The organism is Chitinophaga sp. (genome assembly GCF_036569185.1).
Taxonomy (GTDB): domain Bacteria; phylum Bacteroidota; class Bacteroidia; order Chitinophagales; family Chitinophagaceae; genus Chitinophaga.
Map to the genome: position 1 here is coordinate 25499 of NZ_DATCRD010000236.1, position 18968 is coordinate 44466.

Here is an 18968-nt window from a genome sequence, read left to right on the forward strand (position 1 = left end):
GCTGGTATGAGCTTAATGACCGATAAACAAACGCTGAATGATCTGAACATTTTCGGGAAAGGGGGTAGCGATACCGTGTACGCGATCTTTAACCGGACCTTTACCCGTGGCGGATCAACACTACTGGAAGAAATGTTCCGCAACCCCTTGTCGGAAGAAAATGCGATCAACGCCCGCAGCAGTATTATCCGTGCTTTTTCCGGGAAGGAGATCTCTTTCCCCTACGAAAGCGAATGGTTTGATGCCGCGGAACAACATCTGCAGAACACTGATGAGCGCACCCGGCTCAATGAGCATGAGGATACGCTGAACCGCAAATTCAACCAGCTCATTGCCGCCGATACTGAATACAAGGCTATTGAAAAAGGCGTGATCTGCCTGATCCATATACTGCAGACTACCAAAGCATTTGCGGAGAGCATCCGGCAACAGGTAGCGGATATTCCCTACAGCAAAGAACTGGCGGCCATAGACAGGTTGCTGGAACTGGACGAACTACAGCCGCTCATAAAGGAACATGCCAGACAAAAATTTTCCTTTGCCAGGATTGCGGAGTACGATAAAGTACTCCGCTTCCGGCACCGGGAAAGCATCCTGCAACTGTTGGGACAAATTTACCTGGCGGATGTATACCTTTCTGTGGCACGCACTGCCAGGGAAAGGAAATATTCCTTTCCTACTGCGTTGCCCAAAACATTGCAGACAGTAATGCTGGAAGATTTTTATCATCCGTGCTTAACCAAACCCATAGCCAACTCGCTGTCTGTTACGCCATCCGGCAATATTATTTTCCTGACGGGCGCAAACATGGCCGGTAAATCCACTTTCATGAAAGCGTTGGGAATAGCCATGTACCTGGGCCAGATGGGTTTCCCGGTACCGGCTTCCAGGATGGAGTTTTCCGTGAGAGATGGTATTTACACCACTATTAACCTGCCGGATAACCTAAGCCAGGGAGCCAGTCATTTTTATGCAGAAGTACTGCGTATTAAAACTATTGCCAGGGAACTAAGCAGGGATAAATACCTGTTCGTGATCTTTGATGAGCTGTTTCGCGGTACCAATGTAAAAGATGCATATGAGGCTACCATTGCCATCACATCCGCTATTGCACGCAGGCAAAATTGTATGTTCGTGGTATCCACGCATATCATTGAAGCCGGTGATGTGCTCAGGGAAAAGTGCAGCAATATCAACTTCGTATATCTGCCAACGTTAATGGAGGGGAATAAACCCGTGTATACGCACAAGCTGGCCTCCGGGATCACATCCGACAGGCACGGGATGGTTATTATAAAAAATGAAGGTATCCTGGATATATTAACCAGGAAAAATCAATAAAGAAAAGCACATGAGCTTTATTGCCGACAAACAAACACTGGATGATCTGTCGCTGTTAGGGAAATATAATACCAACTCAGTTTTCAGTCTGTTTAACCAGGTAAACACCAGGGGTGGTGAAAAACTGCTGGATGCGATGTTCAATCATCCGCTTACAGATGCGGATGCCATCAACAGCAGGAGTAAATCCTTCCGTTATTTTCATGACAACGCCTTTACCTTTCCATTTGATGCAGCGCTGATGGCCGGCGCCGAAGCCTATCTGGAGGAAGCAGGCGACTCTGCCTTACCTGTTGCCATATGGCATACCGGCAGGAAAAGGCTGATGGAAATCCTGGTGAAAGACGATACGTATCCGTTGCTGCAGGAAGGGATCAGTAACTGCATCGCCGTTTTAAAAAGCGGTGCGCGCATGCTTCAGCAGCTCGAAAACGAAGGCCGCGATAAAGGCACGCCCTGGGAAAACTGGGCCGGTATTGTTCGCAGCATTACCCGCGATGAGCGGCTGAAAGCGGTACTGGAAGAACGTGCTTCTGTAAAAAGATCATTGCTGCAAACCGCCAGGTTGCACCACCTGCTTACTTATGTGTTCCAGGCGCATTTAAAAACCCTGCTGGAACTTACATATGAGATAGATGTATACATCACTGTAGCAGGCATTGCCAGGGAGAAAGGATTTTCCTACGCTATAGCTTCTCCCAAAGAAAAAAATATGTTACACGCAAAAGGCGTTAAACATCCCGGCCTGGATAAAGCCGTTGCAAACAACCTTTCTTTTAATGGCAACAGCAATGTGCTGTTCCTTACAGGCGCCAATATGGCCGGTAAATCCACCCTTATGAAAGCAACGGGTATCATGCTGTACCTGGCGCATATGGGGTTCCCGGTAGCCGCTGAAGAAGTAGAGTTCTCCGTTCTCGACGGGCTTTATTCTTCCGTAAATGTACCCGACGACCTGAACAAGGGATACAGCCACTTTTATGCGGAAGTGCTCCGTGTAAAAAAAGTAGCAGAAGAAGTAGCAGCGGAAAAACGTCTCTTTATCATCTTTGATGAATTGTTTAAAGGCACCAATGTAAAAGACGCTTATGATGCCACGCTTGCAGTAACCGCTGCATTCAATGCCTTCACCGCCTGTTTTTTTATTATCTCAACACATATTTTCGAGGTAGGGGAAGAACTGAAAGTAAAAGGGAATAACATACAGTTTGGATTCCTTCCTACTGTAATGGAAGGCACTGTGCCCAGGTACACCTACCGGCTGCAACCCGGTATTACGGCCGACCGGCAGGGAATGATCATTATTGAAAATGAAGGTATACTGGAGATGTTGTAACTTACCGATCCTATCATTAGTTCGGGCATCTGTAACCCGTATAGTCAATTGAAAAGGCGTCTCAGTGTGCAGTGCCCCCAATAAGTGTCTAACTTATTGGGGGCACTGCATAATTGAGACGCCTTTTTTATTTTAAATGGTGGTGTTATTGTTTCACCACTTTTGTTGTTTTACTTTGAAGTCCTTGTTTAATATTGATATAGTAAATACCTGCTTTTAATTCCTGGCCTACCTGGCGGGTCTCGCCGGCATATATTCTGGCGGAATAAATGATACTGCCGGCATTATTAACAATGATCAGCAGTGCAGGCGCTTTTGAGGCAGAGGTCATTTTTACATTAAACGCACTGCTGGAAGGATTAGGATATACCTGTGTCGTAAAATCCAGGTCGTTGCGGGTGGTTATTTTATTATTGATCACTGCAGCCGGTCCGTTCTGGTTTCCGTTCAGGCTTTCCAGTGAATCCGCAGGCGTTAATGTGCGCACTTCCACGGCAGCAATGGAGCCGCTATATGGATCATACAGCCCTGTTTTAGGATAGAAGAAAACCTGGATCAAACCTGCGCTGTTTGCCGTTGCCCTGATGGTGCGGATTACTGCGGTGTTCAGCTTGTTGCCGGCAGCCTGGTATACATTGAAGTCAGTAAGACTGTCCAGCCCATTGGTAGCCTTCACACTGAATATCCTTTTATTTTTTTCCGCATCCTGTGGCTCAACAAAGTGCAGCCGGATAGCATACACGGTATTGGGGGTGAGCCCGCGCAGGTAATAACGCATCTGGGTCACGTTGCTTTTAAATACACGTATATATTCATATACCTGCCGGGGAGCCGGATCAGTTACATAAGACAGGTCTACCGGAGCATTTACTTTTTGCACCCATGTATAACCTGCATGCCATAGTTTATCGGTACCGGTAGGCCCTTCCGGAACATACTGTGCAAAGGTGGTATTCTCATACGGACCGGGAGGCGTTTGTGTGGTACCCGCGTTGATGCCGTAAACAACCGATTTGTTTGTCTTTAACACTTCTACACAGAAATCATCCAGCCATACAGTACCGAATCCTTCCTTGGCCATCCAGTAGGTAAGCCCTGTTGCACTGTCGGGAACGTTGATGGTATCTTTTATCTGAGCCCAGTTATCGCGGTAGGCAGCCACATTGTATACCTCTTTTGAATAAGATGCATTACCTGTTGGAGCGCCGAGGCTGTCTACAAAACCAACGCCATATCCTGCCCACCAGGGATAACCCGTAGCGTCTCTTTCTACCTTAATCCATTTTGTAAATACGATCACGCTGCCACCTCTGACTGGTATGGTGCCCTGAATATTCAAACCTGTTTTATCGGTAGTGAAGCCCATTGTAACGGCTTTATCGCCGGAATGCCCTTTCCCGCTAACGGTGTACACAGCGCCCACAAAAGGTTGATCTTTTTTGTAAGTCACCCAGTTAACAAGACCGCTTTCAAATCCGTAATTGGGTATTCCTCCGCAGGAGTCAAACGGCACTACCGTTACCGGCAAAATAGCTGAAACACCGGAACTATCCTGCGTATTAGCGGTAATGGTAACAGTGCCTTGTTTGATAGCGGAAATAAGACCGGCACTGTCTACCACAGCAATGCTGGCATCAGAAGTGCTCCAGGTTATTTTCCGGATAGAAGTATTTGCGGGGATGAAGGTAATGTTTGCCCGCAGTGTATCTCTTTCCCCGATGATAGCCGTGGATGGCTGGAACGTGAGACCGGTGGCCAGCACATTGGCAACGTGAACATTGGCCTGTGCAGTGATAGCAGGGTTATCTGCCGATGTGGCTTTTATTATCACATCGCCTTGTTTAATACCGCTGATAAGACCGCTGTCGCTCACTTTGGCCAGGGTAGTATCCGAGGAGGTCCATATCACTTTTTTATTGCTGGCTTTTGCCGGGCTGATAGCGGCATTCAGCTGTAAGGTAGATCCTACAAATACATTGGCGGATGTGCTGTCCAGCGTCACGGCTGTAACAGGTATGTAGATGACCGTATAGGTTTTGGTAGCTGTAAAACCGCTTTCAGCAGATTTGGCAGTGATAGTAACTGTTCCCGCAGCTTTCCCGGTTACCACCCCGTTCAGGTCTACCGTGGCAATAGACTGATCGGAAGAGGTATACGCCATGTTCCGGTTGGTGGCATTTGCCGGTGTAGTAGTTAGCTTCAGCGTGTCTTTATAGCTTACATAAAGATGACTGCTGTCTGAAGAGATGCTTATTCCCTGGAGTGGGATGATACGGGCTTCAAGAGCAGCTATGGAAGCGCTGTAAGGATCATTGGTACCGGTTTTGGGATAGAAGAATACTTCTATCACACCTGTACTGTTTGCTTTTGCTTCCAAAGTACGGGTAACCACTGTGTTCAGTTTATTGCCGGCGGCCTGGTAAATATTAAAGTTAATGAGGCTGTCACCGCCTGTTTTCACGCTAAACACCCGGTTTGCTTTATCTGCATCACTGGGCTCAACAAAGTGCAGGCGCAGCGAATAGTTAGCATTGGGAATCAGGTTGCGGAAATAATAACGCATCTGTGTCACATTATTTTTAGACACGCGCATATACTCATATACCTGGCGGGGAGCCGGCTCTGTTACCTGGCTCAGGTCTACCGTTGCTGTGATACGGGCGGTTCCGGTATACCCGGCATGCCAAAGCTTATCGGTACCACCCGGCCCTTCGGGTACATACTGACCGATTGCCGTATTCTGGTATGGCGATGGCGGGTTTTGCGTGGTTCCTGCGTTGATAGCAGTTACCGTGGTGTTCACGATGAGCTGTACGGTTTTGGTAAAGCCTCCGTCGGCCGCAGTAATAGTGAGGGTGGTAGCACCGAGTTTCAGACCGGTGACCGTACCGTTGGCATCCACGGTGGCAATGGTGCTATCTGCCACCGACCAGTTAAGTTTTTTATTGGTGGTATTGGCAGGTATAACGGTAATGGCTATCTGCTTAGGCGTATTCATGGTACCATACACCACGCTATCTATGGTAATACCGGTTGATATAGTTGGAGGTATCACGGTGATCTGCCTGGTATTTGTTTTTCCTCCATCCACCGATGTAACGGTAATAGCAGCAATGCCTGCGTTAATGCCGCTTACATTCCCGTAGGGATCTACCCTGGCGATGGCAGTATCAGAGGAGCTCCAGGTAACCGCCGGGTTGGTAGGATAAGTAGGCGTAAGCTTTACATTCAGCTTAACGGAGTATCCTTTTACAATAGTGTCTGATGCGGGGTTGATTATTTCCACCGACTGAACCGGGCCGGCTACGGGGGAGCCGAAAAAGATGCCATTTCCATGAGCGGAAATAAACATTCTTCCCTTATTGTCGGCCGTAATATTTGGTGCCACACCCGGCAACCGGTCTAAGATGGTAGTCCAGGTACGACCGGTATCATCTGAGCGGAATGCGCCATGATAAATGCCATTGATAGGAATGGCCTGGCTGGTCACATACAGCGCTAAATGCGCATTGAGCGTAGTATCTGACATGGCCGCTGCTATCCATTTGGGTTTGAAATTTTCGCCGCCTACTTTGGTGAATGTTTTGCCGGTATCAACAGTATGATAGAGAGCGCTGTATTCAGGATATGATTCATTGTGATATGCGATCCATACATCGCCTGTTTTTCCCGGCGTTACCTCCACATTGGAAGAGGTGGCATAGGCAGAGCCATTAGGGTTACTGCCTGCATTCGCAGCAAGACCTGTGGCTGCCGCTTTCGTGAATGATTTTCCCCCATCGGAGCTTACATAAAACGAACCACGGTCCCACACATAAAAATAATCGCCGTTTACTTTATCTGCTGCAAGATGGTTCTCCCCCGGATACAGGTTCCACTGCGGGCCTGCGGGCAGGATGCCCGGATTAAGACCGGTGGATTTCTGCCAGGAGCTGCCCAGGTTTTCCGACCAGTACAGATTACCCGGACTATTACCATCCATCTGGGTGAGCCAGAGAATGTTCCTGCGGTTGGCGGATACGGCTACACGGCCGCGTACACCGGGCGACTTCGGGAAAAGCGTGTATGCATCACCGCCATTGGTTGAATAACCAGCCCGCGATGCACTGAGGTTATTATCCGCCGGGCCGTCGCTGCCCACGCGAACCACAAAATCAGGATCGGTATACTGGAAAGCTACGCCCTGCATATTAAATGCAGAGAAGATACTGGAGTTCAGCGCGGTATAGGAAACTGCGCCCTCGTACAATGGCTCCGTGAGAGAGCGGTGATGGCTGCCTCCCACATCTGCAGTAACAGTGATCAGCTGGTTCTTTACGCTGGGAGGAGCCATCATGGGGCCTGTTACCATGATCTCCTCCAGGCCCACCACGCGGATCTTCCAGTCGGAAGCAGATGCAAAAATATTATCAGTAGAAAGTATGTCCAGCATATCGTTGATCCATACCCTGTCAGGGTAAAAAGGATCCCAGGTAAAACCCAAAGCATTATGCCCGGGATCATTATATGCTAAGCCATCGTTTGGCGAATGCGGCGCTTCCGAATTATCGCGACGGTTGATTTTTCCCTGTGTATAGGAGCCGGGAGCGCCGCCCTGCCTTGAAATAAAATAAGGATCCTTTTGCCAGGAGCCGCGGACGCTTACAACGATATCATTTGAATTGGCAGGACTTACCGCCACTTTGGAAAAGTACCTGTCCGGCTTACCCACTTCGGGTACCAAAGTCAAAGGAGAGATGTCCTGCCAGCCGCCGTTCCTATACTTGTAAACGCCTTTTGGCTGGTCTTCAGTACCGGCAGATACATACATGGTTCCATCGGCATGAATCACAGCACGTGTAGGATACTGCGGACTATTGCTCATCAGGTTGAAAGACACACCGCCATCTTCTGAGGAGAGCACGCCGGTGGAGCGACCTATATAAATCCTTTTGGTAACAGTTTGCCCGTTTACAGTAACGGTACCGGAGCTTTTGTCGAAAAGAAGAAAGGCACAGGAGCCCGGTGTAGTAATGTCGCTTACCTGGGCCCAGGTGGCGCCCGCATTCTCTGTTCTCAGGGCGCCATTCTGGTCTGTTACCACCCATACAACATTACTGTTGGCAGGATCCACCTGTATACGTTCGCCGTAAACCTGTGTGCTGTTGGGATGTACAACAATGGGAACATGCAGGTCAGTCCAGCTATCTCCCCTGTCGGTACTCTTCATGATAGTGCCTACCGCACTGGAGCCCCTGCCAGGTCCGGAACCGGCGCTATTCTCCACGGTAGCATAAAGGATATTGCCGGTGGAATCATTAGGGTCAACTCCCAGGCTGCCGCAACGCTGGCTGAATTCCCAGTTCCAGTAGTTGACCGGTATTTTTTTGAATAACATTAAGTGCTCCCATTTTTGCAGGTTCTTATTCCACCGGTAAGGAGTGCCTACATCGGTAGTGATAAAATAAAGATCCGGGACCTTAGGGTGCGGCACAAAAGAAGGCAGTACACCCGATCCGCCTATACGGACCTGGTTCCAGGTGTACGTTTGCGCACGTATACCCAAAGAGGTGGCCAGGTAAAAAATAGTCAGTAGTAAAGGGTAGCAAATTTTTTTCATTGTGGAATTATTTAGGGATTCAATTGTTAGCATCCAAAAATATTCCCATACCCCTTCTGATTACAGTATTTTTTTAGCTAATTCACGTTGTTTTTGGCCCGCTTTTAATTCTCCAGTTTGTTCCACCATGTTTTTTTAAGAATGAACCCTAATACCAGTAACAATGCCGCAGTAGTAAAAAATTCCTTTTTCATCCCCAGCACCAGGTACATAGGAACAATGGTAAGACAGGTTTGCGCCACAGTGCCAATTACTATATTGAACATATCCCTTTTAAATTCCCTGTTGGGTTTGAAAGATGGATCTTCTTCCAGTGCCTGTTCTTTTACCGGCTGCCACCACCCCCACGGCCGTACGCTGCTGTAAAATTTCACCAGTATATGCATATCCGTAGGCGGAGCCGTGAAAGTGCCTGCCAGGCAACCGGCCAGGGATATCAGAAAAAGTACAGGGAACCAATACAGGTATTCGACCCCCGTGAATAACCTCGACATTACCAGCGCACCACATACGCCCACGGCCATCCCATAATAAAATCCCTTTGCATTAAACCGCCACCAATACCATTTGAGGATATTGGCGGCTGTGTAGCCTCCCCATAAGCCTGATACGATCCATTGAAGAATGCTGTTCACATCCCTGGCAAAAAAGCCGATCAGGATGCCGGTGGCTACTACCATCAATCCAACGAAATAATTAACATGAATCAATCTCCTGGTGGCTGCTGCGGGGTTTATATACCTGAGATAAATGTCATTGACGATGTAAGCCTGGGCTGCATTCAATGTTCCGGAGAACGTTCCCATAAACGCTCCCAGCAACGCCGTTAGTACTATGCCCATAAGACCTGCCGGCAAATAATTGTTGATCACACCAGGCAACACTCTTTCAAAATCTATCTTCCCCGAATCACCGGTTAAAGGCAGGTTATGGAAATACAGGAGGCCCAACACCGCCACACCTGCTATCATCAGGTATCTTACGGGAAATAATACCACGGATACGAATCCCGCCATTTTTGATGCATCCACCGGGCTTCTGGCAGAAAGCGTTTTCTGCATATCGTAATTCGGAGCGAAACCGGCCAGGGAGCTCAATACCCCTTTGAACAACATCATCATAAAAAAAAGCCCAAAAAGGGAGAAGCCATCTCCCGCTATTTTTTCATCAGCAGCCGGCAGGATTCCTTGCCAGCTGAGATCCAGGCGCCATCCAAAAAAAGGATCTTTCCATCCTTCCGGAACCAGTAAGGGATTACTTTCCAGCTGCTGCCTGGCAATGATGGCAATTCCTATACATCCGATCACCATCAGCACATACTTAATAAGATCACCCAGCACAATACTGTGCATACCGCCTATAACGGTATAGAACACTGCAAACAAAGTGAAGACGATGCCGTAAAAATGACCAATGAACTGCGCCGGCACATTAAAGGGAACATAGGGCTGCACCAGGCGCCAGGGAACAAATACCTCGATGAATTTCCCCAGCCCGATAAAACCATAGGCCATAAATCCGAGACAACTGATAATGGCGAAGATCACAATGATAGCATGGGAACTTTTTGTGCCGGGCCCTGTACTGCCAAATCTTGACGCCAACCATTCAGCCCCCGTTGTAGCATTAGAGCGGCGCAGCCATTTTGAAAGATAAACCGCATTAAAAACCTGGTTAAAAACAGGCCAGAGCCAGGGTATCCAGATGCTTTTCAGGCCATACACCATACATAAAGCCACCAGCCACATAGTGCCGCTGATATCAAACATATCAGAAGCATTGCTTAATCCCAGCATATACCAGGGAATGGTTTTACCCCCCATCAGGTAGTTTTCCTTACTCTGCCGGGCCTTCTTTCTCAGGAACCAACCAGTCAGCAGGATACTTATCAGGTAGCAAACAACGATAGATACATCTAAAAGGCTTAATTTCATAAGGTTAGCAATGGAGGGTGTAAACAAATATAATTTTCCGGGCTTTTACTTTCTAATACTTTTTTAGCTACGCTCAATATTTTTTATATTAGGTTATAGGTTGAACAAGGAAAAAATTTTATCTTTTATGTAGCCTACTGTAATACTTCCACGATGAAAAAACAAATAACAAAGGAAATCGTCCCGCTTACCCCGTACGATTGCTATACCGTGTTTAGAAGAGTAAAATCAGGATTTGATTTTCCGCTTCATTTTCATGAGGAATACGAACTTAATTTTATTTACAATGCTGCTGGTGCGCAAAGGGTGGTAGGCGATCATATGGAAGACATCGGCGAATGGGAATTGGTGCTTGTAGGCTCAAACCTGCAGCATGGATGGTTCACACATAACTGCCCCAACAAACTTATCCAGGAAATTACCGTTCAGTTTCATAAAGACCTGTTTGACGACAGCTTTATGCGCCGTAACCAGTTTTCGATGATCAAAAACCTGCTGGACCGGTCGGCCCGTGGCATCCTGTTTTCACAGGAAACCGCCATGAACCTGTATAAAAGAATTGAAAGCCTGATATCCCTCACAGGATTTGATTCCATGCTGGCATTCCTGTCTATTTTAAACGACCTGTCTCTTTCACGCAACATGCGTGTTCTTTCTACCACTACCTTTTGCAATACCCTGCAACCTTATACCTTTCACAGCAGGAGGATAGAAAAGGCCATCAATTTCATGAAAGAGAATTATCGCAACCAGATAAGGCTCTCAGATGTATCAAAGGCAGCCAGCATGTCGGAAGTAGCCTTCAGCCGTTTCTTCAAACAAAAAACAGGGTCTAATTTTATTGATAGCCTTACGGATATCCGGATAGGTCATGCATGCCGTATGCTGATCGACACTACCCACTCTATCACTGAAATAGCTTATGGCTGCGGCTTTAATAACCTTTCCAATTTTAACCGGATCTTCAGGAAAAAGAAAGGATTTACGCCAAAGCAGTTTCGCTTTCAATACCTGGAGAATGGTATCAGCGCGTTTTTTTAAATTCTTCATCAGCCGTACCAGCCATATTTGAACGGCTACAGTCGCTTCTTTTTCTTTTTTCCCCACCAGATATAAAACCCGGTAACGGGCAATGAAGCGGTAACGAGAGCTGCCAGGAAAACGACCAGCCGCAGGGGGAATCCACCGATGGCGCCGGTATGTATATCATAGTTCATCCTGTTAGCTTTATCGCCTCCATCCGCATCCGCGTATTTCCCACGTACACCGGCAGGTAATATGGCAGCAGTATGCGGGTCAAACACAAGGTAATCTGCATTGAAGCTGCGCTTTTGCTCAGGAAAATAACGAACCGTGAGTGTTCCTTTTTCGCCGGAAGGCAAAAGGAATTGCGTTCTGCCATAGGCAATATTATAACGCTCCCTGATCTGTGCATCAATCCGGTCGAGCGGATCTGCACCGGGAACTTTTTGTTGAGGAGTATATTTTGCCGCTGCCGTCTTTTCCTTTGCGGGGTATTTCTTTCCACCGCTAAACACCCAGTACTCTGCATTACGCACGGCATCAAATCCCCAAACCAAACCGGTGAACACCACGAAGATCATCACCCAGCTGGCATAGAAGCCTAATACGTTATGCAGGTCATAGTTCAGGCGTTTGGGAGATGCGTTCAGCTTAACCGAAAAACTTTGCTTTCTTGCAGACTTGCTCCATTTCCTGGGCCACCATAATACAATACCGGAAATAATGATGAGGCCGAAAACCAGGGTGGCATAAATGATAATATAATGGCCCACCGGGTCGGGCAACCAGAGATGCATATGGCCGTTTAGTACCTGGCGGAAAAAGTCCTTGTCCATATCCTTTACCTGTAGCACTTTCCCGCTATATGGATTTACATAAACCATATAATAGTACCCTTCCTTTTTCTTATTGAAGCTAACGCTCACAGAGCGTTCTGCTCCGGAAAAGGTGATCCTGCTTACTGTTTTCCCGGGTAATTGTGCTTCGGCAACAGACCTGATCCTGGAAACAGGCAGCATAGGGCCGGTTGCTTTTTCCACGAACTGGTAAGGCTGGAACGCATCCGTCAATTCAGGTTGGAACGCATAGATAGCCCCGGTTAGCGCCACAATAATGATCACGATCCCGGAAATAAGACCCAGCCAGAGATGTAATACTCCTGCCAGTTTCCGGAAAAATGACTGCTTTTTGCCGTTATTCTTCTTTTTTTTGCTTTTATCCGGGTATGGGAGAGGCCCCCGGTGCGCCGTATCCGGCTCCTTGCCTGTGTGCTTTATATGAATAGGAGCTTTTTCGGCTACGCGCATGTGCTGGTATTTCAGACCGCAAGTTGTTATTTTCCGGCACAAAACGTTTACGAAAACGGGAAAAAGATTTACGGGATCCGGAAAAAATTAAATCCTGGGAGATGTATTACATCAAAAAAGCATATAAGGTACTAAGGCTTAATGGGATGTCCCGGTTGCGCATTCCCTTCTTCCGGATCCCTTCAAATTTCCTTTTCCGTAGATTAATGTTAAAATAACATTCGGCTTGCAAGACAGTCCCATAGCCGGGTCCAGGCCGCAGAAAGATTAAAAACAACGGCCATCGTCCATTACGGAATTTATTATTGCAGGAAAGCCATATAATTTTGCAGCTACTGTACTTACTGCACTCAATGGCATTTAACGAACTTACCGACTTAAATCTATGGCTCCAGGTAAAGCAGGACAATGGTGCTGCTTTTAAAACACTTTTCGACAGGTACTGGGAGAAGCTGTATGTATATGCTTTTAACCGGTTGAAATCAACAGCAGATGCACAGGATGTTGTACAGGAAGTAATGATCAGTATATGGTCGCGACGGGCTTCCCTGGATATCGAAACTACATTGGCGGCTTATCTGCATACCGCGGTTCAATATGAAGTACTGAGCCATTTTTCACGGGCCGCTAAAATTGCCGGCAAAAGCCTGGAATACGGCAAAAACATCCTGCCGGGATTAAGCAGTTATATGGAGCCTTTGCATTTAAAGGAATTAGAAGCATTAGCGGAAAATGAAATAACCAGGCTACCCGGAAAAATGCAGCAGGTGTACCGGCTACGCCAGGAACAGCATCTCTCTGTAAAAGAAATCTCCGCCCTGTTGAATATCTCCGAACAAACCGTTCGTAATCAGCTTAACTCAAGTTATCAAAAACTTAGAAAGCATTTAAAAGAAGCCATCCTTGTCGCCATATTCCTGCATGGCAATTAAGCCTTCCCATTTTTGGTAATAATTTGGTAACAATACCCGATAGTTAAAATCTTCTTTTTTGAGGCATATAGTCAGGAATCTAAAAGTTCCCGGTTATATGAATATAGAAGCAATCAGGGAAATGGTCGACAGGTACCTTCAGGGTACGGCCACCGACCAGGAAAAAAAAGTAATTGAAAAGTGGCTGCAGGCGCGGCCCGAAGATGATCAACCCTTAAAAGAGCAGGATAAGCAGGTGATTCACACCGCGCTCTGGCAATCATTTACACGTCATACAAACTGGTCTTCCTTCACAACCACCAGCGGAGGCGGCAAATCATATTCCCTGTTCAGCTATCGTTCATGGATGGGGTACGCCGCTGCTGTTATCGTTGTTCTTTCGTGTGCCTTCTGGTTAAACGGTACCTTATCAAAAAGGCAATTACCATCTGTACAAACTATTACAGCGATGAAGGGCGCTCATAAAACGGTACAACTGCCAGACAGTAGTATTGCCCATCTTTTTCCCGGCGCTACATTAATCATTCCCGGTGATTTCAATACCAGAGAGCGGGCTGTTACACTTTCAGGACGGATCTTTTTCGAAGTAAAGCCGGCTCCCTCCCGCCCTTTCTATGTACAATCGGGCAGGTTACGTGTGCGGGTGCTGGGTACTTCTTTTGAGGTGACTGCGCAGGACAGTCTTCATGCATCCGTTATTGTACGCACGGGGAAGGTTGGCGTGCAATACGATGGCCGGCAACTCGCAGATCTTATCCCCGGAAACCGCCTGCAATATGATGTACAGCAACGCCATGCAGTAATCGAAGAGGTGAATGCCGCCATGCTTTGTGAATGGTGGAACAACGGAATGGTTTTCAACCAATCGCCTTTTGAAGAGGTAGTGCAATCCATCTCCGGCTGGTACAATGTGCCTATAGTCATTACGGACAACAAATGGAAACAGGAAAGGGTAACTATCCGGATCAAAAACCGGTCATTTACCGAAGCGCTTTCCCTGTTATCAGCAACAATCGGGTTTCAGTATAAAAAGGAAAACAACAAGGTTATCATTTATTAACAAATCTAAACTCCTGTTACGCTATGATGAAAATGAAAGATTAAAGAGATAAAAAAACCGGTCTGTGTTCCCAGACCGGCATATACTGCGCCGGTATCTCACCTCCTGCGCAGCATTGTTAAACGCACAGTTCCAATAAGAAGTCTGTAACATTTAATTAATAAAATTATGCAAAAAAGGATACTCAGTATCATCTGTTTTTTATTCGGTATGATATTCCTTGCCGTAAATATCGCTTCCGCACAGGTAATATCAAAGCTTATCCAACTTCCCCAAAAAGATATCAAAGGGAAGGAGGTACTTGCATTAATAGAGAAAACCGGGTCTGTTCAGTTCACTTATGGGAAAGAGGTCAGTGGGCACCTGGAAAAGATCCTGCATTTCAACCATTCCAATCCTTCTGTTAAGGAAGTGCTGGAAGCGTTGCGCAAAACATCCGGCATTTCCTACAGCATCAGTGATGGCGCTATTATACTCAGGCCGGCAGCAGCGCCGGGCAACACCATTGACGAAGCCAATACAGCAACAGGAAACAGCCGTATCTCCGGAAAAATCATTGACGAAGAAACAGGAGAGCCTATACCGGATGTAACCATTCGCATAGGCAGCCTGGGCGCCATCAGCAACGCAGATGGCTCGTTCAGTATTCCTCTTTCCAAAGGGAAATACCAGGCCCGGATCAGCTCTATCGGATACGCTCCCAAACTTGTAACTGATATTGAAATAAAGGACGGACAGGCATTCCAGCTGGATATGACCATGAAACGTCAGAAAGGTACTTTAAGTGGCGTGGTGATCACCTCTTCTGCAAGCAAGGAATCTACGGCATCTTTATACACGCGCCAGAAGAATGAAGCAGGTATTATAAACGGGATCAGCAGGGAACAGATATCAGCCCTGCCGGATAAAAATGTAGGTGAAACACTGAAGCGTATTTCAGGTGTTAGTACGGTTGATAACCGTCGCGTGGTAGTACGGGGTATAGCTGAGCGTTACAATGTAGCTATGATGGATGGCGCTATTCTACCAAGTACAGATGTGCAGGTACGCGATTTCGAGTTCGACATTATTCCCAGCAACCTGATAGATAATGTAATTGTATCCAAAACCGCTACCCCCGATATGAGCTTCGGTTTTGGCGGAGGGCTCGTACAGGTGAATACATTTGCCATCCCCAACGAAAATTTTACGACCATCAGTGCCGGTACAAAATATATTTCCGGCAGTACCGGTAAAGATTTCCTGGGTTATGGCCGTGGAAAAAATGATTACCTGGGGTTTGATGATGGCAGCAGGGATCATTTTCCAAAAGACCTCATGGTTTTTACCAACCAGAATTATAACCTGACAAATCCTAATGCAATACCCCCTCCCGGTATAACACCTGTTACACCGGCTATGATAGCTGAACAGAATAAAAGGATAGGTGGTTTCGAACGCCTCGGCACAAGAACTTACAAAGCAGCACCCGGGCAAAACTACCAGTTCAGCCTGGGGCGCAACTACAATATCAGCAACAGCCGCTTTGGCTTTGTTGGTTCGCTTAGCTATCGCAATGAACAATCCATAGATGATATTCCGCATTTCGAAAGAGGGAACTGGGAAAAAATCGGCAATACCAGGTATGATGCCGTAACGGGTGAAGAACTGCAACGAACCTTTTCCAACCAGTATAACTTTGTTACTTCCTGGGGAGCGCTGCTCAACATGGGCTGGAGCTCAAAAAATCATAAAATCACTTTGCGCAATTTCTATTCCCGTGTTTTTAACAACCAGTTTTCCCGTATTGTAGGCTGGGGAAATGAAATTGGTGGAGAGCTTCCTGAAATCCGTGAGTATGACCGTCCGAAGTTTATTGATATGCTGCAAAACCGTATCAATGGCGAGCACACTTTTGGGGCTTTTAAATTTGAATGGAACGTGGCCCGCAACAGTCTTACCAACAATGAGCTGGATGCGGTGGAAGCCTGGCTGTACCCCTATAAAACCCTGAATGGAACAGTATATAACGTAGCGCCTACTGCCCTCACTAATCCCGGTTATGGCACATTTAACCGGGCGCAATATTATTACCGCGAAACCAATAAAATAGCGGAAGGCGCATTGAGTTACCAGGCGAAGCTGTTAGGACAAAAACAGGTGGCGAAAGCCGGGTACCAGTTTATGGAACGTCATGGTACATACGACTGGATCATTCTGCCAATCGGCAACGCACAACCCGGCAACAATATTTATCCTTATGTGCCGGTGCAGCAATGGGGGCAGTTCCTGGAGTTTAAAGATCCGCTGAAAGACCTGCTCTATTATCCCGCAGCCTTCTCCAGGAACGGATATGAAGGTAAGAACAACAACCAGGCCCTGTATGCGATGCTCGACAACCGTTTTACGAAATGGCTCCGGCTGGTATGGGGTATCAGAGCGGAATATTATAAATACGAAAAATTAAAAAACAGTGCCAATGATCTGGGTATTGATAAGCTGATAGAAGCAGGCGAAAAAAAGAAATATGTAGACCCGGAAACAGGGAGATTAGTAACTGCGACAGCAGACCCGGAAACAGAGGAAAAAACCTGGCGCTACCTGCCTTCGGCAAGTCTTACTGCCACACCATTGGAAAACTTCAATATCCGTGCAGCTTATTCAAAATCAGTAGTGCGCCCGGCGTTGATTGAAAATTCCATGATGATACGTTATGATCCCGCCATTGCCGGTTACCGCCGCAACGAAGGGGTATTGTCAACTGTTATAGATCACTACGATTTTCGCCTGGAGTGGTATCCCAAAGCCGGTGAAGTAATTTCATTCGGCTATTTCTACAAATACTTCGATAAACCCGTAGAGCTGTATCGTAACTGGACGGATGCCAGCATGCGCGTATATCTTACCACCAGTAACTCTGAATGGGCAAGGGTACATGGTTGGGAAGCGGATCTGCGCAAAAGCTTAGGTTTCATTTACCCCGGTTGGAAGTTCCTTGATAAATTATACTTCAGCGGTAATCTTACCTTCCAGAGCTCCACCGTACAGGCTGCCGAGTACACGGAAAAGTCGATGAGCGCCGACATATACGGCAACACTTATTCTTACCGTACAAAAAAACTACTGAAAGAGAAACGTCCTTTGTATGGACAGGTACCGGTATTATACAACCTCGGGTTACAATACGCCGGAAATCGTTTAGGCGCCAACGTTGCCTATAACCATATGGGTTATAAAACATTCGCAACCGGTATGGAACCAAATATCGTGGAATACGAACGGCCACGCAACCAGCTGGATGCGCAGATCAGCTACTCATTCCTGAAGAATAAAAAACTGAATGTAAGGTTCAACATGAGCAACCTCACAAACAGCCCATACCGCTTCTACCTCAACAGTAACGATACGTATAAGCTCCAGGATAAATGGCAGGGCCTGGGAGGGTCTTTTATCACAGCCACCGAATGGTCCGACATCTATGAATGGAAATACGGGTTCTCGCAGAAATATGAAGAAGGCTATTTAGAAACTTCGGCCGACGGAAAAACCAAAACCAGGGTAGGCGATAAAGAAACTTTTGTTAGGAAAGTAGGCGCTTCCTTCAGCTTAACTGCTGCCTATACATTTTAATTCTCCTCTTGTTTTATAAAAACAGAAAAATGAAAACAATTCATATATTCTTTGCCGTATTAACAGGCACTTTTCTGACAACACTACTGGCCTGTAACAAAAAGGAACAGGACTTCCTTTATGAAGATAACATGCTGGCTGTAACTGTGAAAGGCTACAACGGAAGCGACGAAACATTATCGGTCAGACTTGATACCTTCGAAGTTACAGCAGCATCACCCGGGAAATTTGATGCCACCAAAGGATGTATAATTCCGCATAATAAGCCTGTATTAAACCTAAGCATTACAGAAACAGGTACCGGTAAAACAGTAATGAGCAAAGAGCTGAAAAAGGAAGATAGTCCTGCTACCATCGAGTTCTTTTATTTTAACGGACAGGTAAACAAAATGCCGGAAATACCTGCATTTGAAGATGGTAAGATCAAAATATCATACCTGTTTACCCCCACCGTTACAAAATATACGGAACCTGTAGACATTGTCTTAGGTAAATACTATTTCACGCCAAAAGTATTTGAAGAGATCACCCGGATTAAAAATGTAAAGCCGAATGAATTTTCAGCACCTGTAAGCATTTCAACTTTTTCAACTACCGGCCAGGTGTATAACGGGCAGCCTACTGCTGTGCTGTTCCTGGTTTACATTTACAAGGCAGGTACCAATGAGTTTTATACGGAGGGCTCTGCATACACCTGGCATGCAACCGCTACCACTGCGCCCAAACCTGCTGCATCAACGGCATCTTCCAGGGTATATATATTTGAAGAAGCCCCTGTTGGCAACAGTATGAGATTCGCTAAAAAACTAGAACTGTAAACACGACGA

Annotated in this window: 10 protein-coding genes; 7 read left to right on the forward strand and 3 right to left on the reverse strand. The window is 46.6% G+C overall.

Annotated features, from left to right (window positions below; translation table 11 throughout):
• The first annotated feature begins 6 nt into the window (after positions 1-6).
• Both VIM72_RS17830 and VIM72_RS17835 read left to right on the forward strand, forming a co-directional pair.
• Positions 7-1341, forward strand: a complete 1335-nt coding sequence (locus VIM72_RS17830) for a MutS-related protein (protein ID WP_332004184.1) — start codon at positions 7-9, stop codon at positions 1339-1341.
• A gap of 10 nt (positions 1342-1351) precedes the next feature.
• The gene (locus VIM72_RS17835; RefSeq protein WP_332004185.1) at positions 1352-2677 is read left to right on the forward strand and encodes a MutS-related protein; all 1326 of its coding nucleotides are present in this window, start codon (positions 1352-1354) and stop codon (positions 2675-2677) included.
• A 145-nt stretch (positions 2678-2822) separates the two neighbouring features.
• Here the strand turns inward: VIM72_RS17835 and VIM72_RS17840 are convergent, their stop codons facing one another.
• Together VIM72_RS17840 and VIM72_RS17845 are read right to left on the reverse strand one after the other, a co-directional pair.
• A complete protein-coding gene (locus tag VIM72_RS17840) occupies positions 2823-8276 on the reverse strand; it encodes an Ig-like domain-containing protein (RefSeq protein ID WP_332004186.1) in 5454 nt (1817 codons plus the stop codon).
• Positions 8277-8380: 104 nt separating this feature from the next.
• Positions 8381-10210, reverse strand: coding sequence for a sodium:solute symporter family protein (locus VIM72_RS17845; RefSeq protein WP_332004187.1), 1830 nt, complete (start codon positions 10208-10210; stop codon positions 8381-8383).
• A 153-nt stretch (positions 10211-10363) separates the two neighbouring features.
• On the opposite strand from VIM72_RS17845, the gene VIM72_RS17850 reads away from it, so the two are divergent.
• A complete protein-coding gene (locus tag VIM72_RS17850) occupies positions 10364-11251 on the forward strand; it encodes an AraC family transcriptional regulator (protein ID WP_332004188.1) in 888 nt (295 codons plus the stop codon).
• Positions 11252-11286: 35 nt separating this feature from the next.
• On the opposite strand, the gene VIM72_RS17855 is transcribed toward VIM72_RS17850, so the two are convergent.
• Complete coding sequence (locus VIM72_RS17855) at positions 11287-12540, reverse strand: PepSY-associated TM helix domain-containing protein (protein WP_332004189.1); 1254 nt, start codon at positions 12538-12540, stop codon at positions 11287-11289.
• 353 nt (positions 12541-12893) lie between these two features.
• Between VIM72_RS17855 and VIM72_RS17860 the strand changes: the two genes are divergently transcribed.
• From VIM72_RS17860 to VIM72_RS17875, 4 genes are all read left to right on the forward strand, one after another.
• Positions 12894-13472 carry an RNA polymerase sigma factor gene (locus VIM72_RS17860; protein ID WP_332004190.1) on the forward strand — a complete coding sequence of 193 codons (579 nt, stop codon included), beginning with the start codon at positions 12894-12896 and terminating at the stop codon, positions 13470-13472.
• Between the two features lie 97 nt (positions 13473-13569).
• Positions 13570-14532 (forward strand): FecR family protein, encoded by a 963-nt coding sequence (locus VIM72_RS17865; RefSeq protein ID WP_332004191.1) that lies wholly within the window; start codon positions 13570-13572, stop codon positions 14530-14532.
• Positions 14533-14700: 168 nt separating this feature from the next.
• Positions 14701-18141: a TonB-dependent receptor gene (locus tag VIM72_RS17870; RefSeq protein ID WP_332004192.1), complete on the forward strand. Its 3441-nt coding sequence runs from the start codon at positions 14701-14703 to the stop codon at positions 18139-18141.
• Positions 18142-18170: 29 nt separating this feature from the next.
• A complete protein-coding gene (locus VIM72_RS17875; RefSeq protein WP_332004193.1) occupies positions 18171-18959 on the forward strand; it encodes a hypothetical protein in 789 nt (262 codons plus the stop codon).
• Positions 18960-18968: the final 9 nt, after the last annotated feature.

Coding starts and splice junctions, on each gene's coding strand:
- VIM72_RS17840 (WP_332004186.1), bottom strand. CDS start 8,276: ATGAAAAAAATTTGCTACCCTTTACTACTGACTATTTTTTACCTGGCC.
- VIM72_RS17850 (WP_332004188.1), top strand. CDS start 10,364: ATGAAAAAACAAATAACAAAGGAAATCGTCCCGCTTACCCCGTACGAT.
- VIM72_RS17845 (WP_332004187.1), bottom strand. CDS start 10,210: ATGAAATTAAGCCTTTTAGATGTATCTATCGTTGTTTGCTACCTGATA.
- VIM72_RS17835 (WP_332004185.1), top strand. CDS start 1,352: ATGAGCTTTATTGCCGACAAACAAACACTGGATGATCTGTCGCTGTTA.
- VIM72_RS17875 (WP_332004193.1), top strand. CDS start 18,171: ATGAAAACAATTCATATATTCTTTGCCGTATTAACAGGCACTTTTCTG.
- VIM72_RS17830 (WP_332004184.1), top strand. CDS start 7: ATGAGCTTAATGACCGATAAACAAACGCTGAATGATCTGAACATTTTC.
- VIM72_RS17855 (WP_332004189.1), bottom strand. CDS start 12,540: ATGCGCGTAGCCGAAAAAGCTCCTATTCATATAAAGCACACAGGCAAG.
- VIM72_RS17870 (WP_332004192.1), top strand. CDS start 14,701: ATGCAAAAAAGGATACTCAGTATCATCTGTTTTTTATTCGGTATGATA.
- VIM72_RS17865 (WP_332004191.1), top strand. CDS start 13,570: ATGAATATAGAAGCAATCAGGGAAATGGTCGACAGGTACCTTCAGGGT.
- VIM72_RS17860 (WP_332004190.1), top strand. CDS start 12,894: ATGGCATTTAACGAACTTACCGACTTAAATCTATGGCTCCAGGTAAAG.